Raw genomic sequence first — 18,807 nt, 5'->3', positions numbered from 1 at the left:
ATCTTTTAATCTATCAGCCTACCCATCAGATAGACATCCAGAAACTCCCCATTCTTTGTTTTTGCACCACGCTTTTTGGTACCCTCAACGGTAAAACCATATTTTTGATAAATATGAACGGCTTTTTCATTACGCACCTGAACTGTGAGCTCTAAGCGACGAATACTTCCAGAGGCTTCTGCCCAAGCAATGGCTTCTTCAAGTAAAATTTGCCCGAGACCATGTCCCCAATACTCTTGTCTCACTGCTATAAACACATCACCAATATGATTAACGCGATAGCGTTGGTCAGCAGAAATATTTAATACTCCGACAACCAAATCATCTATCGTTGCAATAAGACACACTTGATTATAACTATTTTGTCTTTGAATCAAACTATCTGCAAGTTGGTCAACGGTTAAATGAAAAGAACCTTCATCAGCACTGAGATACTCTGTTTCAGACGCAACCTGAGTTAATAAATCGTGGAGACCTTTGGCATCTGTTGCCTCAGCTTCTTTGAAAATCACTTCCTGAGCTTTTTTAGCCATTTTCAACCTCCTCTACTAATGCTTTAGACTCTTTCCCTGTTGCCCTGAAGGATAATGAACGACCATCATCTGTCTTAGTTAGTGTAATTTCTAAGTAATCATTTGGTAAGGCATCACCTAACAGTTGCCCCCATTCGATAACCGTTACACCCTCTGCATAAATAAAATCATCTAAGTCAATAGAGTCAGGATCATCACCTAATCTATAGACATCTAAATGATAGAGAGGTAGGTTGCCCTCATATTCTCTGACAATCGTATAGGTTGGGCTTTTGATCATTTGTTGAACACCTAAGCCTTTACCAATCCCCTTCGTCAGCGTGGTTTTACCGGCACCCAAATCACCAGTTAAAACAATAACTTGACCAGACCTTACTTTTTGACCGATCAAGGTCCCTAGCATTATTAATTCATCTTCATTTCTTGTTTCAAACATACTGGTATTATATCAAAATAAAAAAACTTCTGCCATGTTTTTTCGACAATTCAAGTCAATCAAATCTCCTACAAAATGTTAGTTTTGTCTTTATCAGTGTCTCTATGGTATGATAGTTTTATGAAAACTTACGATTTTGAACAATACGGCATTACGATGTGGGATACACCTAAAATCCAATCCTTTCGGCGAACATTACTAGCCTGGTATGATAAAGAAAAACGCGATTTGCCTTGGCGTCGTACAACTGACCCCTATCGTATCTGGATTTCTGAGATCATGCTGCAACAAACACAAGTTGTGACTGTCATCCCTTACTATGAGCGTTTCTTAGAATGGTTCCCTACAGTGTCAGACCTTGCCTATGCTCCAGAAGAAAAATTACTCAAGGCTTGGGAGGGGTTAGGCTACTATTCTCGCGTTAGAAACATGCAAAAAGCAGCTCTACAGATTATGGAGGACTTTAATGGTGTTTTCCCCTCAACGCACACAGACATCAAATCCCTAAAAGGTATCGGGCCCTATACTGCCGGCGCCATCTCCAGTATTGCTTTCAACCTGCCAGAACCTGCTGTGGACGGTAATGTCATGCGTGTTATAGCACGACTCTTTGAAGTCAATTATGATATCGGTAATCCTAAAAATAGACACATTTTCCAAGAAATTATGGAAGTCTTAATAGACCCCGATAGACCTGGGGATTTTAATCAAGCGCTTATGGACCTAGGAACAGACATTGATTCTGCCAAAAATCCGAGACCCGAAGAAAGCCCAATACGCTTTTTCAGTGCTGCCTACCTCAATGGCACAATGGCTAAATACCCTATTAAAAAACCAAAGAAAAAACCGAGACCTATTCACATTCAGGCTTTTATCATTAAAAATAAGAATGGCGAATATTTACTTGAAAAAAACACGCAAGAACGATTATTAGGGGGGTTCTGGTCATTTCCAATCATGGAAACAAGTCTCATCAGCCAACAGTTATCTCTATTCGATGACAAACCCTCTCCGATAGAGAAAACTGTCTCACTAAAACAGCAATTCGAGGAAACTTATCACCTAAAACTTGACTGGTCTGACAAAACCTATCCAGCCATCACCCATATCTTTAGCCACCAAAAATGGCATATTCACCTCTTAGAAGGTACCCTCTTAGAGACATCTAAAGTTAACAATGATAATCTTCATTGGGTGAAAAAGCAAGATTTCCATAATTATCCCTTTGCAACACCTCAGAAAAAAATGGTTGATTTATATTTGAAAAACAAGTAAAAATCACTAGTATAACAAAATAGGGAGTAGGACAACATTGATTTCAAAGAAATCACTATGTCATCCCGCTCCCTAAAAGGTTGGATTTTTCTTCCAACCTTTATTTTATGCCGTCTTTTTCAAATAAGCAATAGCTTCTTCTAAGCTGGTGACAGGAACAATTGTCATATCTGTTCCAAGCTCTTCTGCCATCGCCTTGGCCTCATCATAATTACTCTTTGCATCAGGATCCAACTTCAACTGCTCTTTTGTCACTGGATTATTTGGCACAAAGAAGATATCTGCACCAATCTCATGTGCCGATACCACCTTAAGACCTGCACCTCCAATATCACCTACAGTACCACCTGGTTCAATCGTTCCAGTTCCCGCAATCACTCTACCCTTTCTCAAATCTTCATCAACCAATTGATCGTAAATATCCAAAGTAAACATCAAACCAGCACTGGGACCACCAACACCGTCTGTGAAAAATTCAATCGGTACAGGTGTATCTACAACTGTTTTATCCACTAATCCTATACCAATCCCATTTTTACCATTTGATAACTTGATAATCTTGCCGTCAGCCTTATGTTCCTTCTTATCACTGATATAAGTTACTGTGACAGGATCACCAATCTTAAACGATGATACATAATCAATCAGTTCTTTTGAACTCTTAAAGCGTTTATCATTGATAGCTATAACAGTATCTGCAAGGTTTAATACATCTTTGAACGTTGAGTTTTTCATCACAGAGAGAACATAAACTCCCATATAAGTTAACTCTGGTTTTTCACCTGCCAAACTTAAGGCTTCATAGATGGCATTATTTTGTGATGTTTCCATATAAAACTGACTCACGCGCCAAAAATCATCACCACTCAAACCACCAGAAACATCTTCCTGAGGCGAAATCTCAGTATAGGGCGTTAGCCAAGCATAGATGATTTGAGCAAGAGTAGCTTCACTAACAGTGACAGCCACAAAATTGTACGACCCTTTCTCAAGATCTTCTTTATCATCAACTTTTAACACTTCCCGAATATCGTATGCTCCACCTGGCATCTCCATATAATAAGGAAGAGGATAAAACAAGCTAAAAATAACAAACACAAAGGATAGAATCCCTACAATCCACCATTTATTACTATTCTTTTTCTTCACGTCGTCTCTCCACTTCTTTTACAACACTCTCTGGTACAAAATCAGCAATAGGCGAGCCAAAATGCATTAGCTCTCTAACTGCACTGGAACTCACATAACGATAGGCTGGTGCAGTCAGAAGGAAAATCGTTTCAATCTCATCAACCAAATACTGATTATAAAAAGCTAAACTTGCCTCATACTCCAAGTCTTTGGCATTTCTCAATCCTCTAACCAAGTGCGTTACTCCAAGCTTCTTCGCAGCATCAACAGCCAAACTATTGCTAATCGTCACCACCTTGACATTTGGCAAATCAACTAGAGCTGCCTCTAACATACTTTGGCGCACCTCAATAGGAAAATAACCTTTCTTAGCCTGATTATAAAATATCCCTACATAAAGTGTCTCAAATAGGACACTAGCTCTCTTGATAAGATCTAAATGTCCTAGTGTCACTGGATCAAATGACCCCGTAAATAATCCAACCTTACCTGACATAGACTGTCACCTTACTTATCCCGTATACTTTTTCTTTCCATATGCCAAAAGCACTAATTTCTTCTGGTAAAACAACCGATTTGTCCGTCTCACACACAATCATCACATCATCAGACAACAACTGTCTCTCCTCTAATGCAGTCACCATTTCTACGATATTTTCCTTAGCGTAAGGAGGATCAAGTAAAACTAAATCAAATGTCCCTCTAAGTCTATCGAGTGCCTGTTCAGCTGATGCTTTCAAGAGGTCAAACTGGTCTGCTGACTTTGTCATCTTAATATTGTCTAAAATAATCGCTTGGGCTCCACTGTGCTTTTCAACAAGAACAGCCTTTGCCATTCCTCTTGAAATGGCTTCAATAGCTAAACTTCCCGAACCAGCATACAAATCAAGGACGCGTCCACCTTCAAAGTAAGGACCAATCATGTTGAACATGGCTCCTTTGACCTTATCTGTCGTCGGTCTCGTATTGGTTCCAGCTAACGTTTTTAAGGGGCGTCCCCCAAATTCTCCTGCAACAACTCTCATAGCCACAATTATACCACAGTCAAGCTCAGATTTCATCAGCCAAGGTATAAGTTTAAAAAGGCAGAATTTAAATAAAACAAAAGCGGCCATGCTTTTTCACAGTACAGTGATATGGCACGAACGCTTTAAAAATCCAATGAAACTCTCTACTTAATGAGTTTAGTTCTATTTGACTACGAGGTTAACCAATTTATTTGGCACAGCAATGACTTTAATGACTTCCTTGCCAGCGATTTCCGCCTGAACTTTAGCATCTGCTAATGCTGCAGTTTCCAATTCTTTTGGTGTTAAATCTTTAGCAACAACCAAGCGGGCTTTTACTTTCCCCTTGATTTGCACAACAATCTCAACATCATTTTCAACTAATTTGCTCTCATCATAACTTGGCCACGCAACATAAGATATAGATTCTCCGCTATCTGTCAGACCTTGCCATAATTCTTCTGCTAAGTGTGGTGCGAATGGCGCAATCAATTGCACAAAACCTTTGGCGTAATCAACATAAAGACTATCCTCTTTATTGGCAGCATTGACAAAAATCATCAACTGAGCAATAGCTGTATTAAATTTAAGAGTTTCGATTTGCTCGCTTATAGCTTTAACAGTCTCATGATAAACCTTGTCTAAAGCACCATTATTTTCTGAGACAATTGGTTTACTTGTCAAGAGACGATACACACGATCAAGGAATTTACGACTGCCTTCCAAACCTTCTTCAGACCAAGGAATTGAGGCATCTAATGGTCCCATGAACATTTCATAGACACGTAGTGTATCTGCACCAAATTGCTCAACCACATCATCTGGATTGACAACATTCTTCAACGATTTAGACATCTTGGCAGGTGCTTGCTCAAGTTCCTCACCCGTTTCAATATGGAAGAAGGAACCATCACGTTTTTCAACCTTATCTGTTGCCACAAGAGCTCCGCGACCGTCACGGTAACTTGTCCCCAAAATCATACCTTGGTTAAAGAGTTTTTGGAAAGGTTCCTTAGTCGGTACCACACCTAAATCATAGAGGAACTTGTGCCAGAAACGAGCGTAAAGCAAGTGAAGAACAGCGTGTTCTGCACCACCAATATAGATATCAACCGGCAACCAAGCTTTCAACAACTCTTCGTCTGCTAGTTTTTCAGTATTTTTAGGGTCAATGTAACGCAAATAATACCAACTAGAACCCGCCCATTGTGGCATAGTATTTGTTTCGCGACGACCTTTAACACCATCTTCACGTGTCACATGAAGCCAATCTGTCAAATTAGCAAGTGGGCTTTCACCCGTCCCTGACGGTTTAATATCACTTGTTTTAGGCAATACCAGAGGTAAGTCGCTTTCTGGAATAGCTGTTGAAGTTCCATCTTCCCAGTGAATAATTGGAATCGGCTCACCCCAATAACGTTGACGACTAAAGAGCCAGTCACGTAGGCGATAAGTGATTTTTTCTTCACCAACACCTTCTGCTTCAAGCCATTCGACCATTTTAGCAATAGCGTCCGCTTTATTGAGACCATTCAAGAAATCTGAATTGATGTGTTCACCATCTTCAGTATAGGCAGCCTCCTGAACATTACCACCACGAACCACTTCTGAAACAGGAAGGCCGAAGGTTTTGGCAAAAGCCCAGTCACGCTCATCGTGGGCTGGTACAGCCATGACGGCACCTGTCCCGTAGTTTGCCAACACATAGTCTGCAATCCAAATCGGAACTTCTTGACCATTGACAGGGTTAATCGCATAAGCTCCTGTGAATGCCCCTGTTTTCTCCTTAGCTAAGTCAGTACGCGCCAAATCTGATTTGAGACTAGCTTGATGCTTGTAATCTGCAATAGCATCTGCTTGCTCTTTGGTCGTAATCACATCAACCAAGGCATGCTCTGGTGCAAGAACAGCATACGACACACCAAACAAGGTATCAGGGCGAGTTGTGAAGACAGTAAATGTCTCGTCTGTGCCCTTAACCTTAAATGTCACATTTGCTCCTGTTGACTTACCTATCCAGTTGCGTTGCATATCTTTGATAGACTCTGGCCAATCAAGTTCTTCCAAATCAGTCAATAAACGTTCCGCATATGCTGTGATTTTTAACATCCATTGACGCATGGGCTTACGAACAACCGGATACCCTCCACGCTCAGAAGTCCCATCTGGTAAAACTTCTTCGTTGGCAATAGCTGTTCCCAATTCCTCAACCCAGTTGACAGGTACTTCAGCTTCATAGGCTAAGCCTTTTTCATATAGTTTTGTGAAAATCCATTGCGTCCATTTGTAGTAATCAGGATCAGTTGTGTTAATTTCTCTATCCCAGTCATAAGAAAAACCAAGGGCATTGATTTGACGTTTGAAATTTGCAATGTTTTCAGCAGTGAAATCCGCAGGATCATTACCCGTATCCATAGCATACTGTTCAGCAGGGAGACCAAAAGCATCCCATCCCATTGGGTGTAACACATTAAACCCTTTTGCACGTTTGTAACGGCTTAAAATATCTGTTGCTGTGTAACCTTCGGGGTGTCCAACATGAAGTCCTGCACCAGATGGATAAGGAAACATATCTAAGGCATAAAAATTAGGTTTTGCAGCATCAGTTCCCGTTTTAAAAGTGTGATTTTCCGCCCAAAACGTTTGCCATTTAGGCTCAATTTCTCGATGATTGTAAACGACCATAACTCTTCTCCACTCATATAAATAATCTTATTCATTATACCATCTTTTCAATAAAAAATATACCTTGATAGTAAGTCAGATATACAAATTAAAAAGGCAACCATCACAGTCACCTTTTCATGTTATAGAAACGCTAAAATAATAAAGTTAATCACAAATAAAGCTGTTGATCCCCAAAGAATCGGATGAATTTCTTTTGCTTTGCCATTTACCACTTTCACCAAACAATAGAAGATGAACGCAACAGCAATACCATAAGAAATACTAAATGAGATAGCCATAAAGAAGGCTGCAAAGAAAGCTGGCAACGCTTCTTCAAAATCACTCCAATCAACATCCAAGAAAGATGAGACCATCATGACCCCTACAATAATTAAAGCCGGAGAAGTTGCCGCGGCTGGTACAACACCTACCAAAGGCACTAGCAACGACGATAGTAAAAATAACACTGCTGTCGTTACAGCTGTTAAACCTGTGCGTCCACCTGCTGAAATACCTGCTGCACTTTCAACATAAGTTGTCGTGTTTGATGTTCCAAATACCGCACCGATAGACGTTCCAATGGCATCTGCAAACAAAGCCTTATCCATTTTTGAATTAAAGCCAGAACCATTTTCCAACGCTTTTTCATCCTCTTCTGAAAAAATACCTGTTTTACGACCAGTCCCGATAAAAGTACCAAGCGTATCAAAAGTATCTGACAAACTAAAGGCAAAAATAGTCATCAGAACAAGAGGTAGACGATTCGCATTGTCAAAAAGAGAGGCCAAGCCATCAAAGGCTGCTAAGAAAGTCACACCTAATTCTGAAAAAGCTGTGCCAAGGTTATTGTTTGAGAAATCAACGGTTGATAAATCAACGACACCTGCTGGAATACCAAGCAAGGTTGTTACAACAATACCAATCAAAATACCGCCACGTACATTTTTGAGCACCAACACAGCTGTCAAGAACAGTCCAAAGACAGTCAAGAGAACAGCAGGGTCAGTAAAAGTAGAAATCCCTGGTACAACACCACCACCAGCAAAAACAGAGAAAACGCCATTTTCAAAAGTCTGAGCCGTTGTTTCAGCAACAGGTGTATTGTTGATGCTAATAATATCATTACCTGACGTCAAGAAGGTGATTAAGTTTGAATTTTTGAAACCAAGATAAGCCACAAAGATACCAATACCACCACCAATAGCGTGTTGTAAACTGACTGGAATAGCTCTGATAATGCTTTTACGCACTTTGGTAATCGTGATAAAGACATTAAACAGACCACATAGCAATACCATAGCTAAGGCTTCCTGCCAAGTAAAGCCCAGTCCAATAACAACGGTATAAGTAAAGAAGGCATTAAGCCCCATACCTGGCGCTAAGGCATAAGGGACATTGGCAAATAAGCCCATAATCAAAGTTGATACTGCGCTAGCAACAATAGTCGCTAGGAAAACGGCTTGAGACGGCATTCCAGCAACACTAAGAATACTTGGGTTAACAAATAAAATATAGCTCATGGCAAAGAAAGTCGTCAAACCTGCCATTACTTCTGTTGAGACAGATGTCCCATGTTCTTTCAGTTTAAAAAACTGTTCCATATTGTTTTTCTCCTCAATACGAGAACAAATTTAATGTCTGTTCTCTTAAAATACGCTATTTACGAACGTTATATATATTATAAAACATTTATGTTCATTTTTCAAGTTATTTTTAAAAAGAGTTTTCTCAGAACAAAAAACAAATAACAAGAGGCAGTAACGAATGACTGCCTCCTTATTATTTGTTCCAATTTCCTCTTATTTGTTAAAAATCCTCTTTATCGAGCAACACCAAAGTCATTATCTGAAAAAAGGTAAAAATAGCTATAAACCAAAAACTTTCAGGCTTAAAAACGGCTCTTATTTCAGTCAAAACAAGCTCTGGTCTCAATAGGACATCCCAAGAATTTAATCTTGCATAACGCCCTATATGAATGGCGATACTTGACACTAATGATAACCCGAGTATAAAGAGATAGCGTAGATAAACAATACTAATATTAAACCGCTCCATGATAATACGAACACTGACAATACCCGAACTTAAGGCTAATAAGATACTAGATACAAAAATCGCAAAATGAATCAGGGCCGTGTGTTGACTTAAAATATTACTCGCCCATGAGAAATAAACAATATCTGTCAGCATATAGAAAGTATTAGGGTAAAAAATAAACCATCCCAACACTGAAATAACAGATAATAGCTTGTTGAATACCTTATTTTTTCGTTTAAAATGACTAAAGTAAGCAAAATCTACAGCTAGCAAAGCCAAAAACATATTCCAAACCAAGTTAGGACCATACGGATTGACATAAAAAACAGCCGCTGTGATTAGCACAAAGAAGCAATGAATAAGCGTTAATTTTCGCACGTACTTCCTCCCGTGAGACTTTTTCCATAAATTCTAGTTTGGATGACTAGCAATCATCTCCAATTCTCCTTCAAAATGCCACATTTTTACATCATTAGGAAGGATAAAGTGTTCACCCTTTTCAATTGGATAACTCACTTCATCAATAACCATAACACCTTTTCCATCCAAGACACTGATCAACAGATAATCTGCGGTCGCTGTCATATCAACAGAACCCTCTATTTCCCATTTATAAACAGTAAAGAATGGATTCGATACTAAAGTTGTTGTTTCCAAGTCTTTTAATTTTAAAACCGCTGGCGTGCTATTAGCCGGCACTCCTAATGTCAAGACATCGATAGATTTGTCAATGTGCAATTCACGTAGATTTCCCTCATCATCTCGTCTATCAAAATCATATACACGATAGGTGGTATCACTCGATTGCTGTGTTTCCAAAATCATTATGCCTTTCCCAATGGCATGCATCGTACCACTAGGTACAAAGAAAAAGTCTCCCTTTTTAACTGGAACGTGGGTCAATAAATCATCCCAACGTCCAGACTCAATCATCAGGCGTAACTCTTCCTTCGTCTTTGCCTCATGTCCATAAATGATTTCAGCACCTTCTTCAGCTGATAATATATACCAACATTCTGTCTTACCTAATTCCCCTTCATGCTCTAAACCATAAGCATCATCTGGATGAACTTGGACACTTAACCAATCATTAGCATCTAAAATTTTAGTTAGCAATGGAAACACAGGGCTTTTTGGATTTCCAAATAAAGCAGGATTTTCCTCATATACGCGATCCAGACCTAGTCCTGCAAACTTACCATTTTTTATCGTTGAAACACCATTTGGATGGGCAGAGATTGCCCAACACTCACCAGTCTTATCACTTGGAATGGTGTAGCCAAACTCATCTTTTAATCGACGGCCACCCCAGATTTTTTCCTGCATTACAGCTTCCAAAAACAATGGTTCTATCATTTTTTCTCCCCTCTTACGTAGCTTTCAAAATATTTAAAACTTCTTTGATTATAACATACTTAATACTGTTTGTGATGACAAAACCCAGTATTAGACAATAATAACTGATTAGAGCTTTAAGATAAATAAGTTTTTTGCTATAATAACAACATGACACAAAAAATTATAGCAATTGATTTAGATGGCACACTGCTACGTAGTGACCACACCATTTCGGAATATAGCGTCAATGTTTTGAAGGCTATTCAAAAACAAGGGCATCAGATCGTTATAGCTACAGGTCGTCCCTATCGTATGGCTATCGAGTATTACCGTCAACTTGAATTGACTGGTCCAATGATTAACTTTAACGGTTCTTTAACACATATCCCAGGTCAAAAATGGGCTTTTGAACACAATGTCCGTATTGAGCGTGATATTCTTTTTAACGTTTTAAAAAATCGCTCTACTTTTGAGTTGGATTTTGTTGCCAGCGAATACCGCAAAAATGTCTATCTAGCCTATGATAACCGCGCTACAATTGATCCAAAGTTATTTGGACTAGATGAAATCACAGATGACATGACCCTGCACATTAACAAGGTCACAAAGGACCCCAATGCCCTATTAACGCAAACAAGGGCAGCTGACAAATATCAACTAGCCGATGACATCAAAGCCTTTTTAAACCACGCTGTAGAAGTTGACTCTTGGGGCGGACCACAAAATATCTTAGAGTTTTCACCTAAAGGGGTCCATAAAGCTTATGCTTTAGAGCATCTCCTAAAAACAATGAACAAAACAAGACAAGATTTAATCGCATTTGGAGATGAACACAACGATACTGAAATGCTAGGATTTGCCTCTATAGGGTACGCCATGAAAAATGCCAACCCACTTCTTTTAAACTACGCTAAAGAACAAATTACTTATACTAACAACGAAGACGGGGTCGCAAAAACATTGGAAAAACTCTTTCTATAAAAAGATTAACCTGATTAGTCACCTAAAACAGTACGTTCAAAAACACTATAAACGTTTTGAAACAGGGTTCTTGCACCCTAGATTTCAAACGTTTTTTGTTTTATGAGAGAATAACAGTCATTTGAGAAAGAGCTATTTGTTTATTTTTGATTATTTTGTTCAGTTTTCAGATTGTTTGTTATCGCTTACTTTGTTTTCAAAACAGTTTACAAACAAGATGGCATCTCTGATTTTCTAGCCAATCTTCTTTAACGATAGTATCAATTATTTCCTATTAAAATAAGGACTTTATTTAAATTGTATATTTATCACTAATTAGTATGATATTGTGAATAAAATATCTGATTAGGCAAGAAAAAATGGAATATAGTAATATACTATATAGCCTATTTTTTCAATTCTTGTGAACAGATTTCATTTTTTAGGAAAAAAGACTTGACTTTTCGGTGAAAACGTTTTACACTATATAGGTTCTTGAATTTCTTTGATTTGACTAAGGATTTGCTTTATGTAATAAAGTGGGAGATTATCTTTAGTCAGCTCAATGAAAAATACACAAAAGGAGGAAAATCAAGAATGGGTATCGGAATCGTTATCGCAAGCCATGGCGAGTTTGCTGCAGGTATTCATCAATCTGGTTCTATGATTTTTGGCGAACAAGAAAAAGTTCAAGTTGTTACTTTTATGCCAAGTGAAGGTCCAGATGATTTATATGCTAAAATCAATAACGCCATTGCACAATTCGACGCTGATGATGAGATTTTGGTTTTGGCTGACCTTTGGAGTGGTTCACCATTTAACCAAGCTAGTCGCGTTGCAGGAGAAAATCCTGACCGCAAATTTGCAATCATCACAGGTCTTAACTTACCAATGCTTATCCAAGCATATACAGAGCGTATGATGGACGCTAATGCAGGCGTGGATAAAGTTGTTGCAAACATCTTAAAAGAAGCTAGAGAAGGGGTTAAGGTTCTTCCAGAAGAACTTGAACCAGCTCAAGAAGCAGTTCCAACTGCCGCTCCAGCTGTTCGCCAAGGTGCTATCCCAGAAGGAACAGTTATCGGTGATGGCAAACTTAAGATTAACTTAGCTCGTATCGACACTCGTCTCTTGCACGGACAAGTAGCAACAAGTTGGACACCAGCTTCTAAAGCTGACCGTATCATCGTTGCTTCAGATACAGTTGCCCAAGACGAATTGCGTAAGCAGTTAATCAAACAAGCAGCACCAAGTGGTGTGCGTGCCAACGTTGTACCAATCAAAAAATTGATTGAAGCAGCAAAAGACCCTCGCTTTGGTAACACACATGCACTTATCTTGTTTGAAACACCTCAAGAAGCACTTCAAGCTATTGAAGGCGGTGTGCCAATCACTGAACTTAACGTTGGTTCTATGGCTCACTCAACTGGTAAAACAATGGTTAACACTGTATTGTCAATGGACAAAGATGATGTTAAGACATTTGAAAAATTACGTGATCTTGGTGTTAAGTTTGATGTCCGCAAAGTGCCAAATGATTCTCAAAAAGACTTGTTTGACCTTATCAATAAAGCTGATATCAAATAATTGTATTTAGATTTAGATAGTGGTAACAACTATCACTATCAGATATAACGAAAGGATTTAACTATGTCAGATATTAACTTGATTTCTGCAATTTTAGTGGTCTTTGTCGCTTTCCTAGCAGGTATGGAAGGTGTCCTTGACCAATTCCAATTCCACCAACCAATCGTTGCATGTACCCTCATCGGTCTTGTAACTGGTAACTTAACTGCAGGTGTTATGCTTGGTGGTTATCTTCAACTTGTTGCCCTTGGTTGGTCAAACATCGGTGCAGCTATCGCACCAGATGCGGCTCTTGCTTCAGTAGCCGCTGCTATCATCTTCATCAAGGGTGGTGACTATTCAGAAACTGCTATCGGTGTCGTACAAGGTGTTGCTATTCCTCTTGCTATTGCAGGTCTTTTCCTTACAATGCTTGTTCGTACTATCTCAGTTGCCCTTGTTCACGCTGGTGACGCTGCTGCTGAAAAAGGTGACTTTAACGCTATCGAACGTTATCACCTTATCGCTCTTAGCCTTCAAGGACTTCGTATCGCTGTTCCAGCTGCGCTCCTTCTTTTCATCCCAGCTGATGCTGTAAAAGCAGGTCTTGAAATGATGCCAGCTTGGTTATCAGGTGGTATGCAAGTCGGTGGTGGTATGGTTGTTGCCGTAGGTTTCGCTATGGTTATCAACATGATGGCAACTCGCGAAGTATGGCCATTCTTTGCTATCGGTTTTGCTCTTGCAGCTGTTAGCCAATTAACACTTATCGCTCTTGGTACTATTGGTGTTGCCCTTGCCTTCATCTACCTTAACCTTTCTAAAAAAGGTGGCAACGGTGGTGTTTCTGGTTCAGGTGACCCAATCGGTGATATCCTAGAAGACTACTAAGAAGGGAGAAGAAACATGTCAGAAAAATTACAACTTTCATTAAACGATCGTAAAAAAGTATGGTTCCGTTCACAATTCCTTCAAGCTTCTTGGAACTTTGAACGTATGCAAAACATGGGTTGGGCTTACTCAATCATCCCAGCTTTGAGAAAACTTTACACTAAGAAAGAAGACCAAGTGGCAGCTCTTAAACGCCACATGGAGTTCTTCAACACTCACCCATACGTTGCTGCACCAATCCTTGGTGTAACACTTGCCCTTGAAGAAGACCGTGCTAACGGTGCAGACATCGACGATGCTGCTATCCAAGGTGTGAAAATCGGTATGATGGGACCTCTTGCCGGTATCGGTGATCCAGTCTTCTGGTTTACAGTACGTCCAATCCTTGGTGCTCTTGGTGCATCTCTTGCCGTAACTGGTAACATCGTTGGACCAATTATTTTCTTCGCTGCTTGGAACATCCTTCGTATGAGCTTCCTATGGTATACACAAGAATTCGGCTACAAGTCTGGTAAAGAAATCACTAAAGATATGTCTGGTGGTCTTCTCCAAGATATTACAAAAGGGGCATCTATCCTTGGTATGTTTATCCTTGCCGTTCTAGCACAACGTTGGGTATCAATCAACTTTGCTTTCAACGTATCTGAAGTGCCTTTAGATGAGAAAGCTTACATCCACTGGGATCAACTTCCAGAAGGTTCTGAAGGTATCCGTCAAGCCTTTGAACAAGTTGGACAAGGTTTATCACAAACACCTACTAAAATAACATCATTCCAACAAAACTTGGATGGTCTTATCCCTGGATTTATGAGCTTACTTCTGACATTCCTATGTATGTGGTTACTTAAGAAGAAAGTATCACCAATCACAATCATCATCGGATTGTTTGTTGTTGGTATCCTTGCTCGTGTCTTCAATATCATGTAATTTGATAAACACTGAAAAGTCTAGGACACTGTCCCAGACTTTTCTTGATGACTATACAATAACTAACTTCCCTATCCATTAATCGATAGCTACTATGTTATAATAATACTAGAAGAGAGGACATCATGGCACAATCACTAAACAAAGAAGTATTATTACACACAACAGGCGTATCATACCTTGGCATTGGAGGACAAGTCGGAAAATTTTTGATTGGTGACAAAGCGATCGAATTTTACCCAGATACCAATGTTGAGCGCTATATCCATATTCCTTGGGTCAATATCCTAGAAATCGGGGCTAATGTCTCTAACAAAACGGTTAGCCGCCACTTTGAAGTCTATACAGACCAAGGCAAATTTATCTTTGCAAGCAAGGATTCGGGTAAAATTTTAAAAATCGCTAGAGACAAATTAGGCAATGATAAGGTTGTTAAATTACCAACCCTATTACAAACTATTGGGAAAAATTTTAAAAATCTATTTGCCAAAAAATCTTAAATCCTGTATAATAATAGCAACGGATAAGTAATCTTAGGATGCTTTTCAGAAAGTCTGCGGTCGCTGCAAGCAGATAAGCTATTAAGATGAAATTCTACCGTGTCTAATCATATATAAAATCAAGTGCACAGATTGTGAAGCTGGATGGAACCGCGCTCAAGCGCTCCAGCATGAAGCAATCTGTGCTTTTTTCAATAAGGAGGAAACTATGCTAGACTTGAAACGCATTCGTACAGATTTTGAAACAGTTACCAATAAACTGGCAACACGTGGTGTTGATACAGCACTATTGGTAGAATTAAAAGAACTCGATGAAAAGCGCCGTGATTTATTAGTCAAAACAGAGACTCTTAAAGCTGACCGTAATACTGCATCAGCAGCAATTGCTACTGCAAAACGTAATAAAGAAGATGCCAGTGAACAAATCGCTGCCATGCAGGCTTTAGGAGCTGATATCAAGGCTATTGACGCTGAATTAGCAAGCATTGATGAGAAGGTTACTGCCATCATCACAACACTTCCAAATACACCACACGATAGTGTGCCTGTCGGAGCTGATGAAGAAGAGAACGTCGAAGTTCGTCGCTGGGGAACACCTCGTCAGTTTACCTTTGAACCAAAAGCACACTGGGATTTGGGAGAAGATCTAGATATCTTAGACTGGGAACGTGGTGCTAAGGTCACTGGAGCTCGCTTCCTCTTCTACAAAAAACTAGGAGCCAAGCTAGAACGTGCGCTCTATAACTTTATGCTAGACGAGCATGGCAAAGAAGGCTATGAGGAAATCATCACACCTTACATGGTCAATCATGATTCCATGTTCGGAACAGGACAATATCCTAAGTTTAAAGAAGATACCTTTGAACTCGATGAGACCAATTTTGTTCTTATCCCTACTGCTGAAGTACCTTTGACCAACTTCTACCGTAATGAAATCCTTGATGTCAAAGACCTACCAATCTACTTTACGGCAATGAGCCCATCATTCCGTTCAGAAGCTGGATCAGCTGGTCGTGACACACGTGGTCTCATTCGACTCCACCAATTCCATAAAGTGGAAATGGTTAAGTTTGCAACACCAGAGCAGTCTTACGACGAATTAGAAAAAATGACTGCTAATGCTGAAAATATTCTCCAAAAACTCAACTTGCCATACCGCGTCCTTGCATTATGTACAGGAGACATGGGATTCTCTGCAGCAAAAACTTACGATTTAGAAGTATGGATTCCAGCTCAAAATGCCTACCGTGAAATTTCAAGTTGTTCAAATACAGAAGACTTCCAAGCACGTCGTGCTCAAATTCGTTATCGTGATGAAGACGGTAAAGTCAAATTGTTACACACCCTCAATGGTTCTGGGCTTGCTGTTGGCCGTACTGTTGCAGCTATCCTTGAGAACTATCAAAATGAAGATGGCTCAGTGACCATTCCTGAAGTATTACGTCCTTATATGGGTGGTGTTGATGTTATTCGTCCATAGTAGGTAATGAGATGAAACAAACAGTAATACTCCTTGAGATTATCCTCATCGCTCTCTTTATCGCAGATATGATGTTTCATTTCATGTCTGCAACTATTGCAAATCCTTTATTATTTATCCTTTTAGCAACCAGTTTTTATCTCTTTAAACCATACTTTATATGGTCCGATTTAAACAAGCGCCGTCGTGAGATGAAAGATAAGGAAAACAAAGAGCATCTATAGACATTCAAGTTAACGATTATAACAGTAAATTAAAACCGTATGAGCAAATCCAACTCAGCTCATACGGTTTTAATTATTTTTTCCTCAGAGTTCCACCAGATGACGGCTGTTGAGACTCCACATCTCCTCCTAATGCCGTCTGCCAGACAATAGGTGTTAAAGTATTACCATTCAAACGGAAACCAAAATCATACGTTACATCAGTACCACCAAGACCACTTTCAATTAATAGAGCTTCCTTATCCCCAGTCAATCCAGTATAAAGATAGACTCCAGAACTGACTTCCTTAACTTCCTCCACTTTAGCAGAGTAGGAGACGCTAGGTTTATTTCGATCATCATATACTACAGTTTTAAGGATCGTTCCATCTTCTGATAAGCGAATTGTCACACGTGATTTATCTATTTTTGAACGTCCCTCCCATTCACCAACTACACCTTCTGGAAAAACAGAGATTGCCTTCACCTTATTTTCTTCATTGACAATACCTATATCACTATTGCCAGTGGATTGGAATATGTAGCCATTAGTAGTTTTCTTGAGAATAGCTACACCACTAATCGTCTGAATAATTTCTCCCTGTGTTTTTTTAACAGGATCTGTTGCTTTATCGTAATAGTAATTATAAACAGCACTATAATCTAAAGCATAACTTTCTTTACCAACCTGACGAATATTATTTATCCAAATGTTTGGAATATTAAGTCGTGTAGCTAAACGACCATCTGTAAATAGTTTGGCTTCCACACTTTTCTTAAGTGCCTTGTAGAAGCCATTATTGGAACCAGATTCAAACAAAGAAAGATTTGTCGGATCTTTTTTAGTATTGATATAGGGGAAAAATTGATTGAAGGCATCTACGAGATATCGTCCAGCCTCATCCTTATCCAATAAATGAGCTACATCTAACTGAACTTCAGCACCATTTTCAATCTGAGAAAGAAGTCGTTTTTCACTCATGATATTACCATCAGTAAAGCGTTTTTGAACATAAAGTTCACCATCAGTCGTTATCGGAAAATGATCTAAACTTAATACGCCATCCGATAACTGTCCTATCACAGTCTTATCAAGCATCACTTCAGCATCAGTTAAGTTACTAACAATTTTAAAAGACTTGAATTGAACAGCCAAATCTATTACAGGATTCTTGCCATCATAACTTTTACTAAATTCAAGCCTTTTATTTTGGTAGACACCCGACAAGGTCGCCTCATAGTGAGCAAGAGGTAAGCGATCTAATTCATAACTGAATGTGTCTGAATCACTTGTCACAACCTTCTTTTGATTTAACAAAATATCCATCTGAGGTATATTAGTCTTCAGAGTTAAACTAAAAGGTTTCATCGCAATCCGATAGTCCGAAAATAGCCAATATCGTTTTCCAATAGAGGTCACATAAAGATTATCTTGCTCCGTTGCCACTGACAAGTCTTTTTTCAATTGTTCAGCTTCATCAGAAGATAAGGTTGGAAACTTTGCATACTTAGCCTCATCCAAGGTCACATATTCTTTTGTATCCGCCCAAACAAGATAAGGTTTTAAATCAGCTATATCGACATCTTCTCTCTGTCTCGCCGAAACATAACTTGCAATCACATTAGCTTTTGAAAAATATAAGTCACCCGCCACTAGACCAGCAAAACATAAACCTGCTAACGCCAATAATAAGTACTTCATTTTTTTAGAGATTATAAACTGTTTTAATGAGCTCATTACTGCCAACTCCATTGCTTTAATACATCTATTATATCAAAACAACTATTTTCTATGCTAATTTGATAAGGTTTTCTCTTATTTTTTATCCAAAAATAACACTATACTTAACAAAAAG

18 protein-coding genes are annotated in these 18,807 nt (G+C 39.1%); 8 read left to right on the top strand and 10 right to left on the bottom strand.

Features of this window, described 5'->3' with window-relative positions; genetic code table 11:
* Positions 1-5 precede the first annotated feature (5 nt).
* Complete coding sequence (locus tag ACVRZH_RS04445) at positions 6-533, bottom strand: GNAT family N-acetyltransferase (RefSeq protein WP_447454117.1); 528 nt, start codon at positions 531-533, stop codon at positions 6-8.
* Positions 526-969 (bottom strand): tRNA (adenosine(37)-N6)-threonylcarbamoyltransferase complex ATPase subunit type 1 TsaE, encoded by a 444-nt coding sequence (tsaE, locus tag ACVRZH_RS04440; RefSeq protein ID WP_447454116.1) that lies wholly within the window; start codon positions 967-969, stop codon positions 526-528. Before tsaE ends, ACVRZH_RS04445 begins: the two co-directional genes overlap by 8 nt.
* A gap of 120 nt (positions 970-1,089) precedes the next feature.
* Here tsaE and mutY point away from each other — a divergent pair, with 120 nt between their 5' ends.
* Positions 1,090-2,244: an A/G-specific adenine glycosylase gene (mutY, locus tag ACVRZH_RS04435; RefSeq protein ID WP_447454115.1), complete on the top strand. Its 1,155-nt coding sequence runs from the start codon at positions 1,090-1,092 to the stop codon at positions 2,242-2,244.
* Positions 2,245-2,349: 105 nt separating this feature from the next.
* Here the strand turns inward: mutY and ACVRZH_RS04430 are convergent, their stop codons facing one another.
* The 7 genes from ACVRZH_RS04430 to manA all read right to left on the bottom strand — a co-directional run bounded on the left by ACVRZH_RS04430 (position 2,350) and on the right by manA (position 10,442).
* On the bottom strand, positions 2,350-3,393 hold the full coding sequence (locus ACVRZH_RS04430) for a SepM family pheromone-processing serine protease (RefSeq protein WP_447454114.1): 1,044 nt from the start codon (positions 3,391-3,393) through the stop codon (positions 2,350-2,352).
* A complete protein-coding gene (gene coaD / locus ACVRZH_RS04425; protein ID WP_447454113.1) occupies positions 3,377-3,871 on the bottom strand; it encodes a pantetheine-phosphate adenylyltransferase in 495 nt (164 codons plus the stop codon). The genes ACVRZH_RS04430 and coaD overlap by 17 nt, the downstream gene beginning before the upstream one ends.
* Positions 3,861-4,409, bottom strand: coding sequence for a 16S rRNA (guanine(966)-N(2))-methyltransferase RsmD (gene rsmD, locus ACVRZH_RS04420; RefSeq protein ID WP_447454130.1), 549 nt, complete (start codon positions 4,407-4,409; stop codon positions 3,861-3,863). Before rsmD ends, coaD begins: the two co-directional genes overlap by 11 nt.
* A gap of 156 nt (positions 4,410-4,565) precedes the next feature.
* Positions 4,566-7,067, bottom strand: coding sequence for a leucine--tRNA ligase (leuS, locus tag ACVRZH_RS04415; protein ID WP_447454112.1), 2,502 nt, complete (start codon positions 7,065-7,067; stop codon positions 4,566-4,568).
* A 122-nt stretch (positions 7,068-7,189) separates the two neighbouring features.
* The gene (locus tag ACVRZH_RS04410; RefSeq protein ID WP_447454111.1) at positions 7,190-8,650 is read right to left on the bottom strand and encodes an NCS2 family permease; all 1,461 of its coding nucleotides are present in this window, start codon (positions 8,648-8,650) and stop codon (positions 7,190-7,192) included.
* Positions 8,651-8,855: 205 nt separating this feature from the next.
* Entirely contained in the window at positions 8,856-9,464 is a 609-nt protein-coding gene (locus tag ACVRZH_RS04405; RefSeq protein WP_447454110.1) for a DUF1361 domain-containing protein, read from the bottom strand.
* A 33-nt stretch (positions 9,465-9,497) separates the two neighbouring features.
* Positions 9,498-10,442, bottom strand: coding sequence for a mannose-6-phosphate isomerase, class I (manA, locus tag ACVRZH_RS04400; RefSeq protein ID WP_447454109.1), 945 nt, complete (start codon positions 10,440-10,442; stop codon positions 9,498-9,500).
* Between the two features lie 150 nt (positions 10,443-10,592).
* Here manA and ACVRZH_RS04395 point away from each other — a divergent pair, with 150 nt between their 5' ends.
* The 7 genes from ACVRZH_RS04395 (at position 10,593) to ACVRZH_RS04365 (ending at position 16,972) form a co-directional block, all read left to right on the top strand.
* Positions 10,593-11,405, top strand: a complete 813-nt coding sequence (locus ACVRZH_RS04395) for a Cof-type HAD-IIB family hydrolase (RefSeq protein WP_447454108.1) — start codon at positions 10,593-10,595, stop codon at positions 11,403-11,405.
* A gap of 576 nt (positions 11,406-11,981) precedes the next feature.
* The gene (locus tag ACVRZH_RS04390) at positions 11,982-12,971 is read left to right on the top strand and encodes a PTS sugar transporter subunit IIB (protein ID WP_447454107.1); all 990 of its coding nucleotides are present in this window, start codon (positions 11,982-11,984) and stop codon (positions 12,969-12,971) included.
* Between the two features lie 63 nt (positions 12,972-13,034).
* Positions 13,035-13,841 carry a PTS mannose/fructose/sorbose transporter subunit IIC gene (locus tag ACVRZH_RS04385; RefSeq protein ID WP_447454106.1) on the top strand — a complete coding sequence of 269 codons (807 nt, stop codon included), beginning with the start codon at positions 13,035-13,037 and terminating at the stop codon, positions 13,839-13,841.
* Positions 13,842-13,856: 15 nt separating this feature from the next.
* Positions 13,857-14,768 (top strand): PTS system mannose/fructose/sorbose family transporter subunit IID, encoded by a 912-nt coding sequence (locus tag ACVRZH_RS04380; RefSeq protein WP_447454105.1) that lies wholly within the window; start codon positions 13,857-13,859, stop codon positions 14,766-14,768.
* Between the two features lie 125 nt (positions 14,769-14,893).
* Complete coding sequence (locus ACVRZH_RS04375; RefSeq protein ID WP_447454104.1) at positions 14,894-15,268, top strand: DUF956 family protein; 375 nt, start codon at positions 14,894-14,896, stop codon at positions 15,266-15,268.
* A 208-nt stretch (positions 15,269-15,476) separates the two neighbouring features.
* Complete coding sequence (gene serS, locus ACVRZH_RS04370; protein WP_447454103.1) at positions 15,477-16,748, top strand: serine--tRNA ligase; 1,272 nt, start codon at positions 15,477-15,479, stop codon at positions 16,746-16,748.
* A gap of 11 nt (positions 16,749-16,759) precedes the next feature.
* Positions 16,760-16,972 carry a hypothetical protein gene (locus ACVRZH_RS04365; protein ID WP_447454102.1) on the top strand — a complete coding sequence of 71 codons (213 nt, stop codon included), beginning with the start codon at positions 16,760-16,762 and terminating at the stop codon, positions 16,970-16,972.
* A 73-nt stretch (positions 16,973-17,045) separates the two neighbouring features.
* Here the strand turns inward: ACVRZH_RS04365 and ACVRZH_RS04360 are convergent, their stop codons facing one another.
* Entirely contained in the window at positions 17,046-18,689 is a 1,644-nt protein-coding gene (locus ACVRZH_RS04360; RefSeq protein ID WP_447454101.1) for a zinc ribbon domain-containing protein, read from the bottom strand.
* Between the last annotated feature and the right edge of the window lie 118 nt (positions 18,690-18,807).

It is taken from the genome of Streptococcus fryi (assembly GCF_053206505.1).
This window is presented reverse-complemented; position numbering and strand designations above follow the sequence as displayed.